This window comes from Pseudoalteromonas sp. SG44-17 (genome assembly GCF_014164235.1).
Lineage (GTDB): Bacteria > Pseudomonadota > Gammaproteobacteria > Enterobacterales > Alteromonadaceae > Pseudoalteromonas > Pseudoalteromonas rhizosphaerae.
This window is the reverse complement of the sequence record NZ_JACJEV010000022.1, coordinates 22981-42920: the sequence shown is the minus strand read 5'-3', so window position 1 is coordinate 42920 and position 19940 is coordinate 22981. Positions and strand designations below refer to the sequence as shown.

At 39.1% G+C, this 19940-nt stretch carries 17 protein-coding genes; 8 read left to right on the top strand and 9 right to left on the bottom strand.

Features of this window, described 5'->3' with window-relative positions; translation table 11 throughout:
• The first annotated feature begins 158 nt into the window (after positions 1-158).
• A complete protein-coding gene (gene tusA, locus H5182_RS15230; RefSeq protein WP_182735380.1) occupies positions 159-398 on the top strand; it encodes a sulfurtransferase TusA in 240 nt (79 codons plus the stop codon).
• Positions 399-428: 30 nt separating this feature from the next.
• Here the strand turns inward: tusA and H5182_RS15225 are convergent, their stop codons facing one another.
• From H5182_RS15225 to dnaA, 9 genes are all read right to left on the bottom strand, one after another.
• Positions 429-2240 carry a DUF4105 domain-containing protein gene (locus H5182_RS15225; RefSeq protein WP_182731930.1) on the bottom strand — a complete coding sequence of 604 codons (1812 nt, stop codon included), beginning with the start codon at positions 2238-2240 and terminating at the stop codon, positions 429-431.
• A gap of 37 nt (positions 2241-2277) precedes the next feature.
• Complete coding sequence (locus H5182_RS15220) at positions 2278-2745, bottom strand: DUF3015 family protein (protein WP_182731929.1); 468 nt, start codon at positions 2743-2745, stop codon at positions 2278-2280.
• 213 nt (positions 2746-2958) lie between these two features.
• On the bottom strand, positions 2959-3408 hold the full coding sequence (locus tag H5182_RS15215) for a hypothetical protein (protein ID WP_182735381.1): 450 nt from the start codon (positions 3406-3408) through the stop codon (positions 2959-2961).
• 61 nt (positions 3409-3469) lie between these two features.
• Positions 3470-5539, bottom strand: coding sequence for a glycine--tRNA ligase subunit beta (glyS, locus tag H5182_RS15210; RefSeq protein ID WP_182760257.1), 2070 nt, complete (start codon positions 5537-5539; stop codon positions 3470-3472).
• Positions 5540-5541: 2 nt separating this feature from the next.
• Positions 5542-6444, bottom strand: a complete 903-nt coding sequence (glyQ, locus tag H5182_RS15205) for a glycine--tRNA ligase subunit alpha (RefSeq protein WP_145241722.1) — start codon at positions 6442-6444, stop codon at positions 5542-5544.
• Between the two features lie 143 nt (positions 6445-6587).
• A complete protein-coding gene (gene gyrB / locus H5182_RS15200) occupies positions 6588-9014 on the bottom strand; it encodes a DNA topoisomerase (ATP-hydrolyzing) subunit B (protein ID WP_145241719.1) in 2427 nt (808 codons plus the stop codon).
• 12 nt (positions 9015-9026) lie between these two features.
• Positions 9027-10121 carry a DNA replication/repair protein RecF gene (gene recF / locus H5182_RS15195; protein WP_145241717.1) on the bottom strand — a complete coding sequence of 365 codons (1095 nt, stop codon included), beginning with the start codon at positions 10119-10121 and terminating at the stop codon, positions 9027-9029.
• Between the two features lie 6 nt (positions 10122-10127).
• Positions 10128-11231, bottom strand: coding sequence for a DNA polymerase III subunit beta (dnaN, locus tag H5182_RS15190; protein ID WP_145241715.1), 1104 nt, complete (start codon positions 11229-11231; stop codon positions 10128-10130).
• A gap of 13 nt (positions 11232-11244) precedes the next feature.
• Entirely contained in the window at positions 11245-12636 is a 1392-nt protein-coding gene (gene dnaA, locus H5182_RS15185; RefSeq protein ID WP_145241713.1) for a chromosomal replication initiator protein DnaA, read from the bottom strand.
• A 507-nt stretch (positions 12637-13143) separates the two neighbouring features.
• Here dnaA and rpmH point away from each other — a divergent pair.
• The 7 genes from rpmH to H5182_RS15150 all read left to right on the top strand — a co-directional run bounded on the left by rpmH (position 13144) and on the right by H5182_RS15150 (position 19539).
• On the top strand, positions 13144-13278 hold the full coding sequence (gene rpmH / locus H5182_RS15180) for a 50S ribosomal protein L34 (RefSeq protein WP_004335215.1): 135 nt from the start codon (positions 13144-13146) through the stop codon (positions 13276-13278).
• A gap of 7 nt (positions 13279-13285) precedes the next feature.
• The gene (gene rnpA, locus H5182_RS15175) at positions 13286-13711 is read left to right on the top strand and encodes a ribonuclease P protein component (RefSeq protein ID WP_145241711.1); all 426 of its coding nucleotides are present in this window, start codon (positions 13286-13288) and stop codon (positions 13709-13711) included.
• A 126-nt stretch (positions 13712-13837) separates the two neighbouring features.
• A complete protein-coding gene (yidD, locus tag H5182_RS15170) occupies positions 13838-14113 on the top strand; it encodes a membrane protein insertion efficiency factor YidD (RefSeq protein ID WP_064668255.1) in 276 nt (91 codons plus the stop codon).
• 8 nt (positions 14114-14121) lie between these two features.
• Positions 14122-15756 (top strand): membrane protein insertase YidC, encoded by a 1635-nt coding sequence (gene yidC / locus H5182_RS15165; protein WP_145241709.1) that lies wholly within the window; start codon positions 14122-14124, stop codon positions 15754-15756.
• 126 nt (positions 15757-15882) lie between these two features.
• Positions 15883-17247: a tRNA uridine-5-carboxymethylaminomethyl(34) synthesis GTPase MnmE gene (mnmE, locus tag H5182_RS15160; protein ID WP_182760256.1), complete on the top strand. Its 1365-nt coding sequence runs from the start codon at positions 15883-15885 to the stop codon at positions 17245-17247.
• A 416-nt stretch (positions 17248-17663) separates the two neighbouring features.
• Complete coding sequence (locus H5182_RS15155) at positions 17664-18452, top strand: isocitrate lyase/phosphoenolpyruvate mutase family protein (RefSeq protein ID WP_182759106.1); 789 nt, start codon at positions 17664-17666, stop codon at positions 18450-18452.
• Between the two features lie 637 nt (positions 18453-19089).
• Entirely contained in the window at positions 19090-19539 is a 450-nt protein-coding gene (locus tag H5182_RS15150; protein WP_145241703.1) for a flavodoxin domain-containing protein, read from the top strand.
• Positions 19540-19940 lie beyond the last annotated feature (401 nt).

The window sequence follows — 19940 nt, the reverse complement described above, 5'->3', positions numbered from 1 at the left end:
GATTAAATCAACGCGGCTTTTTTATAATTAATTTTTTGCAGCTAAGTTATGTCGCTTTATAAGCACAAGTGAAGTGACTTTATTTATCAGGCTGAGGTCGTTAAACTAGCAGCCTTAAATTAATCGTTAAGCGCTAAATAAACAGTAAAGGTTATGCAATGAGTTTTGAGAATCCCGATCACCAATTAGATGCCATTGGCCTACGCTGTCCGGAGCCTGTAATGATGATCAGAAGCGCGGTACGTAAAATGGAAAATGGCGAAACTTTATTAATTATTGCCGACGATCCATCAACCACCCGTGATATCCCCAGCTTTTGTATGTTTATGGATCATACACTGTTAAAAAAAGAAGTAGATGCCATACCGTATCGATATTTAGTTAAAAAAGGGCTATAAATCAATAATTAACCCTAATTAAAACATTCATTAATCCCAGTAAAAGTTTAATTTCAACTGCCACTGAAACTCTGTTGCATGTTTATAACCAAATCGTATGTCGAAATCTTGATTGATAGGCACTGATAGCTCGATGTTCGTTGCAATACCGCTTAACTGTTGGTGATAAAACTTCTCAATTGATGTTCTTAGTTTTAAATTAGAAGTTACAGTCGTTAAAAATCCTAGCTCTATTGAAGTATCCAGCCATTGTTGGGTGCTTTGTAATTCACCAGCATAACCATTAATCATACCGTACACTAGCGACTGATTAGCATTTAATAACCATGACTTTCCAACTCCTGCCATGGCAAATGTACTTGAGCAACTAAAGCACTGACTGCGATTTCTTTCATAACCTACATTTATCTGCCATGCCCAACCGCCTTCATTTGGCCACTGACTATAGGCTGGGTTAAATGATTCTAGATCTAAAAGATGTAATTTTTCTAGATATAACTGCGAATCAAATAAAGCAACCTCAACATCCAACATCTCTAAATTAGAGTAAGGAACTCTGGCAATATCAGAAGCTAATGAATCAAAATAACTCAATCTGAAACCTAAATTTAGGCTTTGTTCATTTTTATACACAGTCGAAGAAATAGATATATTTGAGGGTTTCTGAGCTGAATGCGGTGCATATTTATCATAATTAATAAAAGAGGTTTCTTTACCTGGAGGTAGGACTAAACGAGCTTTAATAAGAGCTTTTTTTAACTTTTCAATGTGTTCAACATCATATTTTTTTATTTGCTGCAACTGAACAAACTCAAAAAGAGTTTCAATAATTCGTTTTTTAGTTACCACATCTAGATTTGTAAATGTCGGCTCAAAAAGTATATTTTGCGAATGATAAATAGCTAAAGCCAGCTTAGAGTCTTTTACTGAAAGATTGTTTTCATATTGATGAAAAACACTACTTCTTGAAGGAGTAAACTCAATCTGCTTTACTAGCTTTTCGTTATTATATTGAGCACTATTTAAGCGAGAAAAAATAGTCGCAGGAATAACCCAAGGCGAAAGCTCATTCGTTAACTGCTCCCCTATAATTAATTCAACAACCCTTGCGATATGAAATGCACAGTTTTCATCCGCAAAATAGTAAGAATACTTAGCCCCCATAATTTCCCATAAATGATTAGTTAAAAAGAGGACGTCTTCTTGGCTAAAGTTAAGCTTATATTCCCATATATCTCTCAGCTCTATTTCACCATAGTTATGTTGATGACGGTAAAATAGTTGATCAGAAAAACCAGCCTCGTAACCGCCAAATAACCCTTTCGTAATATAGACCAAACCGTTTTCATTATCAGGAACTAGTGCCCCATAATTTAAGCTGTAATCTAGTAACTTATTGTGCTCTGGCGTTGATCTATTTAGCTTTAAAAGCATATGGCCATAAAGCGAAGCCGGATTACTCATATACCCTGAAGCAAAGACTAAACTTACAGAGTGAATCGGTTGTTTATCTCTCCACTCTATAAGTTCGGTGCATTCAACCTTTGGCTCTGAGAATTCAAGCCCTTGTGATAGTAACCACTGATATCTAGCAGGATACTTGCATTGCATTTGTGCGTCTTTATTAAATGCATCAATCGTTGCTTTTAACTCGGATGAAGGGTTATTTTTGCCATTTTTTGAGATAAAAAATGAATCACTCTCAATATAACTTTGAGGAGATGATGCGTTTTTATAATGCCCTAATTTCAACCAGGTTGGATGCTCGGAAAGTGAGCTAGATGAATAAGATGAAAACGTAGCAAACAGTGCTAGTGCTGGTAAATATTTGATTGTAGTCATAAGTATGAGTAGGTGCTGACACCTACTCTATTAACAGTTAAATAACTGGGCAAGTAGCTGCAAACTGTGTAGTCACTTTGCTTTCAACAATTGCATATAATGCTTGAGGATTTTGAGCAGGTTTAGTCGCAAAATCGTTACGGATAGCATTTACAATTTGACCATGAGAACTAGCGTCACAACCACGTACATTTAGCATTGCAGTAACATACTCACCTTCACCTTCAGCAATTTCTTGCTCAAGTACAGGGAATGTTTGTTGAATAAATAGAGCTGTTTTTGCACCTGCGCCTTCACAGCTACCAACAGATGATATATTTGAAGATACTGCTGTAGTACCTAAATCCCAAATAATATTTGAAATTGCTGCTGCGGTTCCATTCTCTGGAAATACCATTGCGCCGATACCACAATCCTGCCAAGGGTTAAGACCCTCTTTAGCCTGTAATGGAGCGGCTATAAAAGCCCCCGCTAAAACAACTGCTGTTACTGTAGTTTTTAACATCTGTAATCCTATTTTAATTTTTTTTATTCATATTAACGATCCAAGTATATTATGATTATATTTGGCGCTTTAGAGGTTTTAAATTATTTTTGATATAGTACTCAAAAATAATTGACTTCGATTATTACAAAAAATCTGTACCAATTTTAACAGGGTGTTATTACTTCTGTAAATATAATCAGACATTATAATGGCAATATTTACCCTGTAGCTCTATTTTTTAGTTATTGTTACTTTTGGCTGATCGTTATTATGATAATCGATGCTAACGATGTAGCTGCCTTTAATTGCAGGAGTGAAGCTAAAATAATTATAAGTAGTGTCACAATCGGCAACAACGCTTTGCCCTAACGTCAGAGATTGACCGGTTGGATCTTGTTCACTGAACCCACAGTTATAACCTGCGCTCCACTCCATATCAGCTATTTTAAACTCATACACTTTACCCGGTGTTGAAAACTTTACTTGTGCTTGATAAAGCGCAGGCGCGACTTGAGTAAATTCATATTGCGTTTCTGCATCCCATAAATTGAAGTCGCCGCGTAGGTACATTGTACGGTCAAGTTCTTGGCCTGGCAGTACATCGCTAAGATCTGGCATTTGTATTTGGCTCGAACAAGCACTCAGTAAAGCAACTAGAGCCACTGTTAATATACGTTTCATAGGTATTCCCTCTAATACTAAAAAGCCAGCATAGCTGCTGGCTTTTTAAGCGAAGCTGAATTTATTTCTGTAATACAGAAATATCAGCAATATCTAAAAATAGACCACTCAGTTGACTTAGTAATGCTAAACGGTTTTGCTTAACGGCTTCATCGTCTGCCATTACCATCACGTTGTCGAAGAAGTTATCAACACTTTCACGAATACCCGCAAGTTGGGCAAGCGCTTCTTGATAGTCGCCAGCCGCGTATAACGGCGCTAATTCAGTGGCAAACTTAGCAACTTGTGCCGCTAATGCCTTTTCGGCATCATCGCTTAATAAGCTCTCATCAACAGTGCCTTGCGTTGTAATGTCATTTTTAGCCAGAATATTACTTACCCGTTTATTAGCTGCTGCAAGCGCTTCTGCGGCGTCTAATGTACGGAAGTGACTTACCGCTTTAACACGACGGTCAAAATCAACAGGCTTAGTTGGGCGACGTACTAGTACAGCTTGAATAACGTCTACTTCAATACCTTCATCTTGATACCATGCACGAAAACGCCCTAGCATAAATTCAAACACATCGGCTGATACATTTAAGTTAGTTAGCTTGTCGCCAAACAGGGTTTGTGATTTTGCGACTAGATCTAAAAGATCAAGTGGTAGTTCTTTTTCTACCATGATACGCAGCGCACCAATGGCTGCACGACGAAGCGCAAACGGATCTTTATCACCTTTTGGTGCTTGGCCAATACCAAAAATACCTACCAGTGTATCGAACTTATCGGCAATCGCTACCGCGCAGCTAATTAAGTTTGTAGGTAAATTATCACCGGCAAAACGCGGCATGTATTGCTCGTTTTGGGCAATGGCAACATCTTCGGCTTCACCGTCATGGCGTGCATAGTGCATCCCCATCACACCTTGTACGTCAGTAAACTCCATCACCATTTCGGTCATTAGATCGGTTTTACTTAATAAACCAGCACGCTTAGCAAGTGTTTTATCGGCACCTAATTGCTCAGCAATGTAACCAGCAAGTTCACTAATACGCTCTGACTTATCTTTAAGCGTACCCAATTGCTGTTGGAACAATACGCTATTAAGTGATTCTAAACGGCTTTCAAGAGTTTTCTTTTTATCTGTTTCAAAGAAGAACTGCGCATCAGCTAAACGCGGGCGCACTACTTTCTCGTTACCAGCAATAACTACGCTTGGGTTTTTACTTTCGATGTTTGAAACAAACAAAAACTTATTAAGTAGCTTGCCGTCTTGATCAAGTAATGGGAAGTATTTTTGATCGTCTTTCATAGTGTAGATCAGCGCTTCGGCTGGTACATCTAAAAACGCTTCTTCAAATGTTGCAGTAAGAGTTACTGGCCATTCAACCAATGAAGTTACTTCTTCAAGTAAATCTTCATCCATAGCTACTACTGCATTAACGGCTGTTGCTGCAGCTTCGATTTGGCTACGAATTTGTGCTTTACGCTGCTGGTAATCAGCAACAACATGTGCAGACTTAAGCACCTCAAAAACATCATCAGCGTGTTTGATTGTGATTTTTTCTGGATGATGAAAACGATGGCCTTGCAGTTGGTTACCCACTGCTTTACCAAGGACTTCGCCTTCAATTAGCTGATCGCCAAACAAAATAGTTGCGGTATGAACAGGACGAATAAATTGTGTTTTATTCGCCCCCCAACGCATTGGTTTAGGAATAGGAAGTTTAGCTAACGCTTTAGTTACCGCATCAGCCATCAAGGCTGTGGTTTCTTTGCCTGCTACTTTAGCAATGTGTAACAACCATGCACCTTTATCGGTCTCGAGTGTTTGCGCTTCACTTACTTCAATACCACAACCACGAGCCCAACCCATTGCAGCTTTGGTCGGCTTGCCATCGGCATCAAATGCAGCCTTCGTTGCTGGACCACGTTTTTCTACTTCTTTGTCTTGTTGCTGAGCTTCAAGTGCTGTTACTTGTAAACCTAAGCGACGAGGAGATGCATACCAGCTTACGCCTTGGTGATTAAGCTCTAGACTCTCAAGCTCTGCAGTCAGATTTGCAGCAAATGCTTCGGCAAGTTTACGCAATGATTTTGGTGGCAACTCTTCGGTGCCAATTTCTACTAATAAATTTTGTACTGACATGCTTACTTATCCTTACACAACGGGAAACCAAGCGCTTCGCGTTTGTCATAATAACTTTGTGCACACGCTTTAGATAATGCACGAACGCGCAAGATATAACGCTGGCGCTCTGTTACCGAAATAGCGTGACGTGCATCCAATAAGTTAAATGCGTGTGATGCTTTCATTACTTGCTCATAAGCAGGTAATGGTAAGCTTGCTTCAATTAGCTTTTGGCTCTCAGCTTCGCATTTATCAAACTGGGCAAATAAATCGTCAACATTTGCATGCTCAAAGTTATAAGTTGATTGCTCAACTTCGTTCTGATGGAATACATCACCGTAAGTAACACGGCCCATTGGGCCATCAGCCCATACTAGATCGTAGATGCTATCTACGCCTTGAATGTACATAGCTAAACGCTCAAGACCATAAGTGATCTCACCAGTAACAGGAGAGCACTCTAAGCCCCCTACTTGTTGGAAGTAGGTAAACTGGGTTACTTCCATACCGTTTAACCAGATCTCCCAACCAAGACCCCATGCGCCTAGCGTAGGTGATTCCCAGTTGTCTTCAACGAAGCGTACTTCGTCAGTAAGGGTATCAATGCCAACAGCCGCTAATGAGCCTAAATATAGCTCCTGGATGTTATCTGGTGATGGTTTTAATACGACTTGGAACTGGTAGTAATGTTGCAGGCGATTTGGATTCTCACCATAACGGCCATCGGTAGGACGACGACATGGTTGCACATACGCGCTCGACATTGGTTCAGGACCAATAGACTTTAAAAATGTTTGCGGATGAAATGTGCCTGCACCAACTTCCATATCAAGTGGCTGAATAATGACACAGCCTTGCTGTGCCCAGTAATCCTGTAAAGCCAGGATCAAACCTTGAAAGGTTTTAACGTCATATTTTTGCATATTTGGCTTTTAGTATCTGCTGTGATGTAGCGTGAAAATTACCTTCAGTATACCTTGTGCGTAGTCATGTTTTAAGCAGTTTGTGCAATTGAGAAAATAAAAAAGGAGCCTAAGGCTCCTTTTTTGTAATTACTATAATTTAATTATACGTCTAAGTTAACTACACGTAGTGCATTCGTTTCTATGAACTCACGACGCGGCTCAACTTGGTCACCCATCAAGGTAGCGAATAATTGGTCTGCACCAACAGCATCTTCAATGGTTACTTGTAACATGCGACGCGCTGAAGGATCCATGGTAGTTTCCCACAGCTGACTTGGATTCATCTCACCTAGTCCTTTATAGCGCTGGATATATAGCCCACGCTTAGATTCTGCGATCAACCATTCCAATGCATCCACAAAGTTATCAACAGCTAGTGTTTTCTCTCCACGTTGAATATAAGCACCTTCACTTAAGATATTGGCAATGTTAGTACCAGTTACTGCGATGCGTTTATAATCACGTGAAGAGATAAAATCATGGCTCAGTACGTGTGCCTTATCAACACCGTGTTGGCGAATATTGATAACTGGGTAATATAAGTTACGCTCAGTATCATGCTCTGTTGCAGCAGCGAAGATAGTTGCATCTTCATCACGTGCGACTAAGTCATCGACTAACGTTTTGGTCCACTCGATGACTTTAGCTTCATCGGCTAAATCAGTTTCGTTTAGCTCTGTTTGATAGATCAAACGTTCCATAACCGTATTCGGGTATTTACGTTTTAAGCGCTCAATAACTTTAACGGTGTTTTGATAATCATGAACGATAGCCTCTAAAGCTTCACCTTCAAGTGCAGATGCATCAGCACCGGTATAAAGTGCGGCACCATTTAATGCTAATGAAGTTAGGTATTCGACAAGTGCTGGATCATCTTTAATATAGCGCTCTTGTTTACCTTTTTTCACTTTATAAAGTGGTGGTTGAGCAATATAGATATAACCACGTTCAACGATTTCTGGCATTTGACGGTAGAAAAAGGTCAACAGTAACGTACGAATGTGCGAACCATCGACGTCAGCATCGGTCATGATAATGATGCGGTGATAGCGTAATTTTTCAGGGTTATACTCATCGCGGCCAATACCACAACCAAGGGCTGTAATTAACGTGGCAACTTCTTGTGAAGATAACATCTTATCAAAACGCGCTTTCTCTACGTTTAGTATTTTACCTTTAAGCGGAAGAATCGCTTGATTCTTACGGTTACGACCCTGCTTGGCTGATCCGCCAGCAGAGTCCCCTTCCACTATATATAGTTCAGACAGGGCTGGATCTTTTTCTTGGCAATCCGCTAACTTACCAGGTAAACCTGCTAAGTCCATTGCGCCTTTACGACGAGTCATTTCACGGGCTTTACGCGCCGCTTCACGAGCACGAGAAGCATCAATGATTTTACCAACAACTATTTTTGCGTCTACTGGATTTTCTAATAAGAATTCAGTGAATTTCTCAGCCATTGCCTGTTCTACAGCTGATTTAACTTCGCTTGAAACTAGCTTATCTTTGGTTTGTGATGAGAACTTAGGATCAGGAACTTTAACACTAACAACTGCAGTTAAGCCTTCACGGGCATCATCGCCTGTTGCATTACTGGTTGTTTTAGCTTTTTTGTTAAAGCCTTCTTTTTCCATATAGTTGTTAAGTGTACGAGTTAGCGCAGATCTAAAACCGGCTAAGTGAGTACCACCATCACGTTGTGGAATGTTGTTTGTAAAACAGTAAATGTTTTCTTGGTAAGCATCATTCCACTGCATTGATACTTCAACGCTAATACCATCTTCTTCACGTTCATGAGTAAAGTGGAATACACCTTTATGAATAGGTGTCTTGTTACGGTTTAAATACTCAACGAAGGCACGAATACCCCCTTCATATTTAAAGTGGTCTGTTTTATTTTCTTCGCGTTCATCATTTAAAATAATACTCACACCTGAATTCAGGAATGATAACTCGCGTAAGCGCTTAGCTAAAATATCGTAATGGAAATCTAAATTTGTGAAAGTCTCACCACTTGGCCAAAAACGAAGTTCAGTACCTGTGGTTTCTGATTCGCCAATTACAGCTAGTGGCGCATCAGGAACACCCATAGTGTAAAATTGCTCATGTAACTTGCCTTCACGACGAACTGTTAGCTTTAATTTTTCTGAAAGCGCATTTACTACTGAAACACCAACACCGTGTAAGCCGCCTGATACTTTATATGAGTTATCATCAAACTTACCACCAGCATGTAGTACTGTCATAATTACTTCAGCAGCTGACACGCCTTCTTCTTCATGAATTGAAGTTGGAATACCACGGCCGTTATCTCGAACAGAGACTGAACCATCTAAATGAATTGAGACAAAGATGTCATCACAATGACCTGCTAAGGCTTCATCGATAGAGTTATCAACGACTTCAAACACCATGTGGTGTAAGCCTGTGCCATCATCGGTGTCCCCTATATACATTCCAGGACGCTTTCTTACTGCGTCTAATCCTTTTAGTACTTTAATACTCGACGAATCGTAATTCTCAGACATGGTTAATCCCACTTATCTTGTTATTAGGTTGCCATGTTTCACGTGGAACATTTGTAGTTCTCGTTGCATGGGTTCCACCACAGCAGAAATACTTTCAGATTGAATTGTAGAGATAAATATTTGAGAGCTACAGTGCGACAATAACTGTCCTACTTTCTCTTTCGTATCTTCCCCTAACTCTGAAGGTAGATCATCTATTAGCAATATTGATTGCTTTTCTGTCTCTGACTCAATCAAACTATTTTGCGTTACTTTTAACGCATAAAGCAATAGTTTCAATTGACCGCGTGAAAAGGTGTTTTCCACACTATTGCCAGCGACACTAAAACTGAAATCAGCTTTATGCGGCCCTTTATTTGTAAAACCTTGGCGACTATCACGCTCAAAGCTTTGTTCGAGAGCGTCGGCTAGAGATTCATTTTCTTTCCAACCAGCATAAAAACTTATTTCTAAATCGCGTATAAGCGTTAATTCTGCACACATTTTATCAAAAAATTGCTGCTTAAACCTACTTATATACGCAATTCGTAAATTATTTATTTGGTCTGCCAGTCTAACAAATTCTTTATCCCAAAACTTGATTTGATCAAAATAATTCTTAGGCTTACTTTTCAATAATGCATTACGTTGCTTTAATACTTTATTGAAAGATTGCCACAAATAAAAAAAGTCTTGTTCCACGTGGAACAATCCTAAATCTAAAAATTTTCGGCGTTCTTTTGGACCTCCAAAAAACAACGAATAGCTTTCAGGGGTGATCACTTGTACTGGCATTAACTGGGCAAGTTCAGACACTCGACGACTAGACTTACCCTGTATTTTTAATTCGGTCTCACCACTTAAAGTCTTACTAATACCGATTGGAATTGATAAGTTATAAAGTGATTTACGACCATGAATGGTGAATTTTTCTTTATGGTGCGTAATGATACTTTTGTGTTTTGGGGTGCGGAAAGACTTGCCATGAGAAAGGTAATAAATAGCCTCAAGAAGGCTGGTTTTGCCACTGCCATTTTCACCATAAATTATGTTAATACCATTCACTGGCTCTACAGTGAGTGCCTCAATATTCCGAAAATTATTGAGGCTCAAATGACTTAAACTCATAGTGCCTTATAAGCGCATTGGCATAACAACGTACATGGCTTCTTCATCGCCAGCACCTTCTATCAATGCACTACTATTTGAATCAGCAAGCGTAAATAAAACGTCTTCTGTTTTTAATGTATTTAATACATCTAAAACATACGATACGTTAAAGCCAATTTCTAAGTCATCACCTTGATAGCTCACTTCAACCACTTCCTCAGCTTGCTCTTGCTCTGGGTTGTTGGCGGTAATTTTTAATAGTCCGTTCGATAAGTTTAACCGTACACCTCTAAACTTCTCGTTCGATAAAATAGATACCCGTTGAAACGCACTGCGTAACCATTCACGATTTGCGGTAATCACTTTATCACCACCACGTGGCAATACTCGGCGGTAATCAGGAAAACGCCCATCAACTAATTTACTAGTAAAAGTAAACTCTGTATCTAAAATACGAATATGATTTGCACCAAATTGAATTGTCACCAACTCATCATCAGCAACCATTAGCCGCATAATTTCTTGTACGCCTTTACGCGGAATTATTAGCTGACGTTGAGTGTTTAACGATTGCGTTAATTGTTTTTGCGCAATTGCTAAACGGTGACCATCAGTAGCCACTGTTTTTATATCAGTATTATCTACTTCAAACGACATACCATTTAAGTAATAGCGTACGTCTTGATTGGCCATCGAAAAGTGAGTGCTTTCAAGTAACTTTCGCAGTTCTAAGCGCGTTAGTTGAAATTCAACTTCACCGTCCCACTGCTCAAGATTAGGAAAGTCTTCCGCAGCGAGTGTAGTTAATGAAAAGCGACTTTTTCCACTGGTCAGTAATAGTTGGTGATCTTGACTGCTCAACGTTAAATCTGAACCGTCTGGCAGACTTTTACAAATATCGAGTAATTTTTTAGCTGGCAAAGTCAATTTAGTATCAGCGGTATCATCGCCAACAAAAACCTTTGCAACAAGTTCAATCTCAAGGTCTGTACCTGTCATTGAAAGCTCGCCATTTTCAACCTCTAACAAAACGTTAGATAAAATTGGCAAGGTATGCTTGCGTTCAATTGCGCCGGATACTTGCACCAAAGGTTTTAAAAATTGTTCTCTTGATATAGTTATTTGCATAATAAAGTCAGCCCTAAGATGACAATGTTCTTATTAGGTTTTGGTAATCTTCTTTCACTTCGTGGCTTTCATCACGTAGTGATTTAATCTTTCTGCACGCATGCAATACTGTAGTATGGTCGCGGCCACCAAAGGCATCACCAATCTCAGGTAAGCTGTGATTGGTAAGTTCTTTAGACAGTGCCATAGCAACTTGACGAGGTCTTGCGATAGAGCGGCTGCGGCGCTTAGATAGCAGGTCTGAGACACGAATACGATAATATTCAGCAACCGTACGTTGAATATTGTCTATCGTGACCAGTTTGTCCTGCAAAGCGAGCAAGTCACGTAATGCTTCTTTTACAAAGTCGATCGAAATTGGTCGACCAGTAAAGTTTGCATTAGCAATCACACGATTAAGCGCGCCCTCTAACTCACGCACATTTGAACGTAATTTTTTAGCGATAAAAAAGGCCACTTCGTGAGGTAAATTTATTTTACTCTGCTGGGCTTTTTTCATCAAAATAGCCACTCGCGTTTCAAGCTCTGGCGGCTCAATCGCGATGGTTAAACCCCAACCAAAACGTGATTTAAGGCGATCTTCAACCCCTTCAATCTCTTTTGGATAACGATCTGAGGTTAAAATAATTTGTTGGTTACCTTCAAGTAATGCATTGAAAGTATGAAAGAATTCTTCTTGAGAGCGTTCTTTGTTAGCAAAAAATTGAATATCATCGATCATTAAAGCATCAACACTGCGGTAATAACGCTTAAATTCTTCAATAGCATTATTTTGCAGGGCTTTAACCATATCTTGCACAAAGCGTTCTGAGTGCATATAAACAATTTTTGCATCTGGCTTATTTGCCATAATACCATTGCCAACCGCATGTAATAAATGCGTTTTACCTAAACCCGTTCCACCATATATAAATACCGGGTTAAAGGCAGCACCAGGATTATCCGCAACTTGCGTCGCAGCAGCTTTTGCTAACTGGTTAGATTTACCTTCAACAAAACTATCAAAGGTGTAGTTTTCTTTTATGTTTGATTTATAACCAGACTTAGGTGCAGGCTCAACCACAGCTTTAGCTGCTTTTGGTTGCTGCTTTGCTGCAGGCTGATTCATCGGGGTCGCAGAGCCAGTTGTTGCAGGCGCGATCACTTGCGCATTGTGGATTGGCTTGCTACCTACATCAAAGCGTAACTCTGGCGCCTCATCCTTACAAATCTCAACAAGTAATTCATTAATTCGGTTTAAGTACTTTTCTCTTACCCAATCAAGCACAAAGCGATTAGGTGCATAAATCGTCAGGGTATCTTCGGTACTTTCTGCTTGTAGTGGTCTTACCCACATACTGAACTGCTGCGAAGGCAGTTCATCTTGCAATACATATAAACAACTTTGCCAAACCGACAGATACACAGTTAAACTCCCAAAGACTTAGTATTTATTCCCGGTCATCTTTAGTGTCCGGAAATCATACATTTATTACTATTATTTAGGCAATTTATTAACCCAAGACCGAGTATTATGAATGCACTTTATCCACAAGTACAAGATTGATTTTTTTGAAAAATATGATCTGGCTAAAAAAAACAAGCAAGACGTTGATTTTTAATAGCAATTATTTTTAACTTCAAAGTATGATCATAGCAAAAAAGGGCTTGGATCGCGATCAAATTATGTGATCTATTTTACTTACCCCAAGCTTTTATGCACTTTTTATACAGAGCCTGTGGAAAACTTCTTTAATATAAGGATCCTAGCAGATCCTGCCAACAGATCTATTATCGCCCCTCTATTATAAATGCGATTATGGTTGACTTTAAGGCACTTCATCGATAATATCTCGCGCTCGCAATGGCACCTGTGCCAGGATCGCGACCTGCATAGGATGTTTTAACCTTTAACCGATCGGATGGAATTGTTATGAAAAGAACTTTTCAACCTAGCGTTTTAAAACGCAAACGTGCACACGGTTTCCGTGCTCGCATGGCAACTGTAAATGGCCGTAAAGTATTAGCTCGTCGCCGCGCTAAAGGCCGCAAAGTTCTTTCTGCTTAATATATAAGTGGAAGACTTTAACTTTGGCAGGGAGTTACGTCTGTTAACTCCCTCGCATTACTCTCGCATCTTTAATGAACCCGCTCGGGCCGCAACTCCTTTCTTTACCTTATTAGCAAAACCCAATGACCAAGCAAAACCTCGCTTAGGACTCACTGTCGCTAAAAAACGGGTTAAAAAAGCTTGCCAACGAAACCGTATTAAACGTCTTGCTCGCGAAAGTTTTCGTTTAAACCAACACACTATTGATAATGTCGATATTGTGCTGATGGTTAAAAGTGGTATTGATGAACAGTCAAATGAAGAGCTAACTAAACAACTCACTAAATTATGGCGCAAGATTAACGAACGCTGTAAACCTGGTGCACCAAAACCACCGCCGTTTAAAAAACGCCCCAACAAATCGGCTAAATCCAATAAACAGAGCCAATAGCAATAGAATTACATGGTTAATTAAGGTATCTTTAGCTCACCTTTTAATCATGCATTTAAAATTCCATTTTGGGCGTTTAAATTCATGGTATCCATTCACTAAATATTACGCAGAGGCTTGAACATCATGAGGTTACTAAAACCACTTGTTGCTTTTCCTAAGCGCTGTTTAGTGTTATTAATTCGTGGTTATCAAAAGTGGATTAGTCCGCTGTTAGGTCCGCATTGTCGCTTTAATCCAACCTGCTCTAGTTATGCTATTCAAGCAATTAATTTGCATGGATCTGTAAAAGGGAGTTGGTTAGCGGTTAAACGCATATTAAAATGTCATCCTTTACATTCAGGTGGGGATGATCCCGTACCTGAAAAATTAACCCATATTAACCACCAACACGAGAAATAAGAGCTGTTATGGAATCGCAACGCACGTTTTTATTCATCGGCCTGATGCTTGTATCGTTTTTATTGTTCCAAGAGTGGAATAAAGACTACAACGCACCAAAAGTCGATCCTAGTGCCAACACACAAACACTACAAACTAATTCCCCTGACTCTGATGATTATGTTCCATCATCAACCGATGGTGAATTACCTACTGCAGCAACAACCGCGAAACGTTCAGTTATTGAAATTACGACTGACGTATTCAAAGTTAAAATTGACACCCGTGGTGGTGATATTGTTGAAGCTGACTTACTGCAATACGAAGAAACAAAAGGCAGCGAAACGCCTTATATGTTACTTGGTGAGTTTGATGGTAAACAATATTTCTCTCAAAGTGGTTTAATAGGCTTAAATGGCCCAGATGCATCTGCAGAAGGTCGCCCGGTTTATCACTCTGAGCAAAAAACATTTGCTTTAACAGGTGACGAACTTCGCGTACCACTTACATTTACTGATAGCAAAGGTGTTAGTTTTACTAAAACGTATGTATTCAAAAAAGGTCAATACGATGTTGCTTTAGAATACTCAGTAAATAACACCACCGCAGAGCCAATTCAAGTACAGCTGTATACGCAAGTAAAACGCACAGTACAAGATAAAGGCAGCTTAGTTGACCAAAACTACTTAGGTGCTGCCTATGGTTCTGCTGAGGAAAAGTACGAGAAATATAGCTTTTCTGATATGGCCGACAAAAACCTTAGCATTAATACGCAAGGTGGTTATATTGCTTTTATTCAGCACTACTTTGTAAGTGCGTGGGTTCCTTCGCAAGAACAGCAAAATACCCTTTACAGCTTAATTGCTAAAGGCAACGCAGCAATTATTGGTGCTAAAGGTGAGCCGATAAATGTACAAGCGAACCAACAAGCAACTCTTGGTGCAACTTACTATATGGGCCCTAAAGAGTCGGATATACTTGAAGCTATTCATCCGAACTTAGATTTAACTGTCGATTACGGTTGGTTATGGTTTATCTCACAGCCGTTATTTATACTATTAAAATGGCTACATAGCATACTAGGTAACTGGGGTGTGGCAATTATCGCCATTACTGTGATTGTTAAATCAGCAATGTACCCACTTACCAAAGCGCAATATACGTCAATGGCGAAGATGCGTGCCCTACAGCCTAAAATGGCTGCATTAAAAGAAAAGTTTGGTGATGACCGTCAAAAATTCGGCCAAGCAACCATGGAAATGTACCGCAAAGAGAAAGTAAACCCTATGGGTGGCTGTTTCCCTATTTTGCTGCAAATGCCAATTTTCTTAGCGCTATTTTATGTATTCTTAGAATCAACAGAACTGCGTCATGCTGAATTTATTTTTTGGTTAACTGACTTATCTGCGAAAGACCCATACTACGTACTACCAATCTTATTTGGTGCCAGTATGTTTATTACTCAGAAGCTACAACCAATGACGGTAACTGATCCGATGCAACAAAAGATGATGACCTTTATGCCGGTTATCTTCTCAGTGTTCTTCCTTTGGTTCCCATCTGGTCTAGTACTTTACTGGTTAGTATCAAACCTTATCTCTATCGCACAGATGCTGATCATCTATCGCGGTATGGAAAAGCAAGGAATAAAAGTCAGGGGCTAATTTGCTCAGTTACTTAAATTAAGGCGACCATTGGTCGCCTTTTTTATTGCCCGCTATTCGCCAGTCATAACTGCATAGGTTACAATACGCCCATACCATTACTCTTTAAGTTGGCAAACTATTAGCATGATCAATCAAGACACAATTGCAGCACAAGCAACCGCACCTGGTCGTGGTGGCGTTGGTATTATTCGCGTTTCTGGCAGTTTAGTAAAAACCGTCGCCGAACAGATTATTGGTCGTTGCCCTAAGGTGCGTTACGCCGATTACGTGCCATTTAACAGTCTTGCTGGCGAGCAACTTGATCAAGGTATTGCTATTTATTTTGCCGGGCCAAACTCTTTCACTGGCGAAGATGTACTTGAACTACAAGGCCATGGAGGTCCTGTAGTACTGGATATGCTACTTAAAGAAATTAGCCAAATTGAAGGTGTGCGATTAGCAAAGCCAGGCGAGTTTTCTGAGCGCGCCTTTATGAACGACAAAATGGACTTAACCCAAGCAGAAGCAATTGCTGACTTAATTAATGCCACTTCAGAACAAGCAGCCAAAAGCGCCTTACAATCACTCCAGGGCGAGTTCTCTAAGCACATTGATACCTTAGTTGAAAAAGTCATTCACTTGCGTATGTACGTTGAAGCGGCCATTGATTTTCCCGATGAGGAAATAGACTTTTTATCTGACGGTAAAGTCTCTAGTGATCTAAATGCCATTATCACTCAGCTAAGCAATGTGACCAATCAAGCAAAACAAGGCAGCATTATGCGTGAAGGTATGCGCGTGGTGATTGCTGGGCGCCCTAACGCAGGCAAATCTAGTTTACTAAATGCACTTGCAGGGCGTGAAGCCGCTATTGTTACTGAAATTGCCGGCACCACCCGTGACGTACTACGAGAACACATTCACATTGATGGCATGCCGCTACATATTATAGATACTGCAGGCCTGCGCGAAAGCCCAGACCGCGTTGAGCAAATAGGCATTGAACGCGCATGGGATGAAATAAAACAAGCCGACCGCGTGTTGTTTATGCTTGATGGCACTGATACCAAAGACACTGACCCACATGCTATTTGGCCAGAGTTTATGGCAAAACTACCTGCCGGTATGGGCGTAACCGTGATCCGAAATAAAGCCGATTTATCGGGTGACGAAGTCGGTATGAGCGAAAACCAGCAATATCCAGTGATCAGCTTAAGTGCTAAAAATGCTGATGGTATAGAGTTAGTTCGTACTCACTTAAAGGCATGTATAGGTTTTCAGGGAGCTACCGAAGGCGGCTTTATGGCCCGTCGTCGTCACTTGGATGCACTCGATAGCGCAGCTCATCATTTACAAACTGGCAAAGACCAATTAGAGATGCATATTGCCGGTGAGATCCTAGCTGAAGAACTACGTTTAACACAAAACTACTTAAACGAGATCACCGGTGAATTTACCTCTGACGATCTACTTGGCAAAATTTTCAGCTCGTTTTGTATCGGTAAATAATTAAAAACTAAGGGTGCTTATATAAGCACTCTTAGTCCCCTTCAAAAACCAGTATATTATTATACCAATCGACTTAAATATTTAACCATTCTAGCGAACTACATAAAGCGCTAACTGCGTTATAATTTTTTCAATTAGAACAACTACATGTCAAAATTTACGCCTTGTTATCACTGTATTTATCTGTCGCTATAAATTGTCAGTAACTTTACACGATTGGTATTAGCTGTATTCAATAAAAAATAAAAGTCGTTATTTAATAACCAGACTTGACCAACCGCTCTAAATTATCCGTCGCTATCACTGCCTTTTAGGTTTTTACAACGAGCTTAAAATTTACGTTCAGTGCCGAATTTGGCCAGCGTAGTCACCGTAATCTTTTTATAGTCATAATGAAATTCACTTTTGAGATCATTATGAATAAATACCAAACCTTTCATCAATTACATAAACAAGATCAATTATTTTTATTACCAAATGCGTGGGATCCATTAAGCGCTCGCATATTAGCTGATACTGGTTTTGCTGCTATCGCCACAACAAGTTGGGGGATGGCACAATCTCGAGGTCAAGAAGATGGCGAACAATGCTCATTTGAGGAGTTTATAAGTCAGCTAAAACCAATAATCGATGCTGTTAATATTGCTGTTTCTGTGGATATTGAATCAGGTTACAGTAATGACGTAAACACTATTTGTCAGCATGTTTTGGCCGTAGCCAAATTAGGTGCTGTCGGTATTAATATTGAGGATTCAGATAAAAAAACAGCTCAGTTACGCTCCCTAGAACACCAAGTAGAAATCCTTAAAGCGATTAAAAATACACTTAAAAAGTATGGTTTTTCACAGCTATTTATCAATGCTAGAACTGATTGCTACAGCCAAAATATGGCTTCTCTTGAACATGTAATAACTCGATCTTTGGCTTATCAAGACGCTGGCGTTGATGGTATTTTTATCCCTGGATTATCCGATTTAACAGCAATAAAGCAAATAACAACGACACTTAAGGTGCCACTTAACGTGATGGCACAGCCATTAAAAAGTGATTTCCTTTGCGATAATAGTAGTAATAGCAGCTCATTATTTGCACATGGCGTGCAAAGATATACGCTTGGTAATGCACTATTTGATGCCACAAAAGCCTATATTTTTACCGCTAGCAGTACTTTTAATAGCACAAAAAGTAGCGATCATTTATTCTAATCGGAGTTTTAAAAGCTATTTATACAAAATTAAAATCATAATTAGTGATAAAAATAGCAACTAATTTAGAAATTGATCAGCACAAGCTCAAATTGTTATCCACAATTTGGGCTTTTTTGATCATTTTTAACTTAGAGGCATATAAAAAGTACTCAATTTATTAGCTCAAACAGTATAAATCGAGCAATAAACCCACTAAATCAACTTTAATTGCCATTAATTACTTATTTAGCACCCTACTTGAAATATTTTTTGGCATTTCATAAATTAATTTATAGCCAAAACGATCGTTATCAACAGGCGATCTATCCACATTCTGATCACTCGTTTTAAAACTCTTAATGAAACGAAAATTCACCACTCATAAAACGTAAAATCAATAGCTTAGTAAAATAAAAATAAGATCTTATGTTTTTACTACCCAGCTTTCCCACTTTTTATCAACAGCTTGATCAGAAGATTACATATTGGAATACTTTATTTTATTTATATATATCAAACAATTACGAATTAAAAATAAAAACAATCAAAAATTGTACCTTAAATACTTATACAAACTTTCATTCAAGGCTTTACTGCTGAGTAAACTCAGTTATCATAAGCCTATAAGTAAGCAGTTGTGTGATCAAATAGAATTATGAACTCCGTTAATATCATTATAGGCAGCCAAATGGGATCTGCTGAGTATGTAGGTGAGCAACTAGCAGAGCAGTTAGTTACTCAAGGGATCACTACAGAAGTTCATGATCAACCTAACTTTTCACAGATAAACCAAGAAAATACTATCTGGTTATTGTGTACTTCTACTTATGGTGCTGGTGATTACCCTGAGAACCTTTTATCCTTTGTTGAAGATATTAATCAAGTTAATGATTTAAAAGGATTAAAGTTTAGTGTTATTGGTTTAGGTGACACCAGTTATGATACCTATAACCTCGCTGGCCGTAATCTGGAACAACTTTTAGTAAGTAAAGGCGCGCACTGTATAGCAGAGCGCTTAGAGTTGAATATTCTTGATGAAGAACTACCAGAAGACACCGCATTAGCTTGGTTACCAAGCTGGATCGAGCAAATAAACCGTATTTAATTAAGATCACAGTTTAGATCCAAATTTAAAGTTACCCACAATTTACTGAGTATTTAGATCAGATTGTGGATAAGCTATGATCTAACTGCGTTTTAAGACTATGTTATCCATTGGATAAGATCTGATCCAATACCCCCTGTGCATAAAGAGCCTTTTTGATCAGAGCTTATAATCAGTTAGATCCGATCATATTAACACCTTTAGATCCGATCTAACTTTATGTTTTAATAAGTAAACTAAACCTTATCAACAGAAATCATGCTCAGTAGTAGTAACAGTAATAAAAGATCTCTTTAAAAGATCCTTTATATTATTAGAGATCATTTACTTAGATCTTGGCCACAGTTTAATCATTTATCTTCTGTAAATTTATAGGTAGAATACGCTCCCCCTTGAAAGTT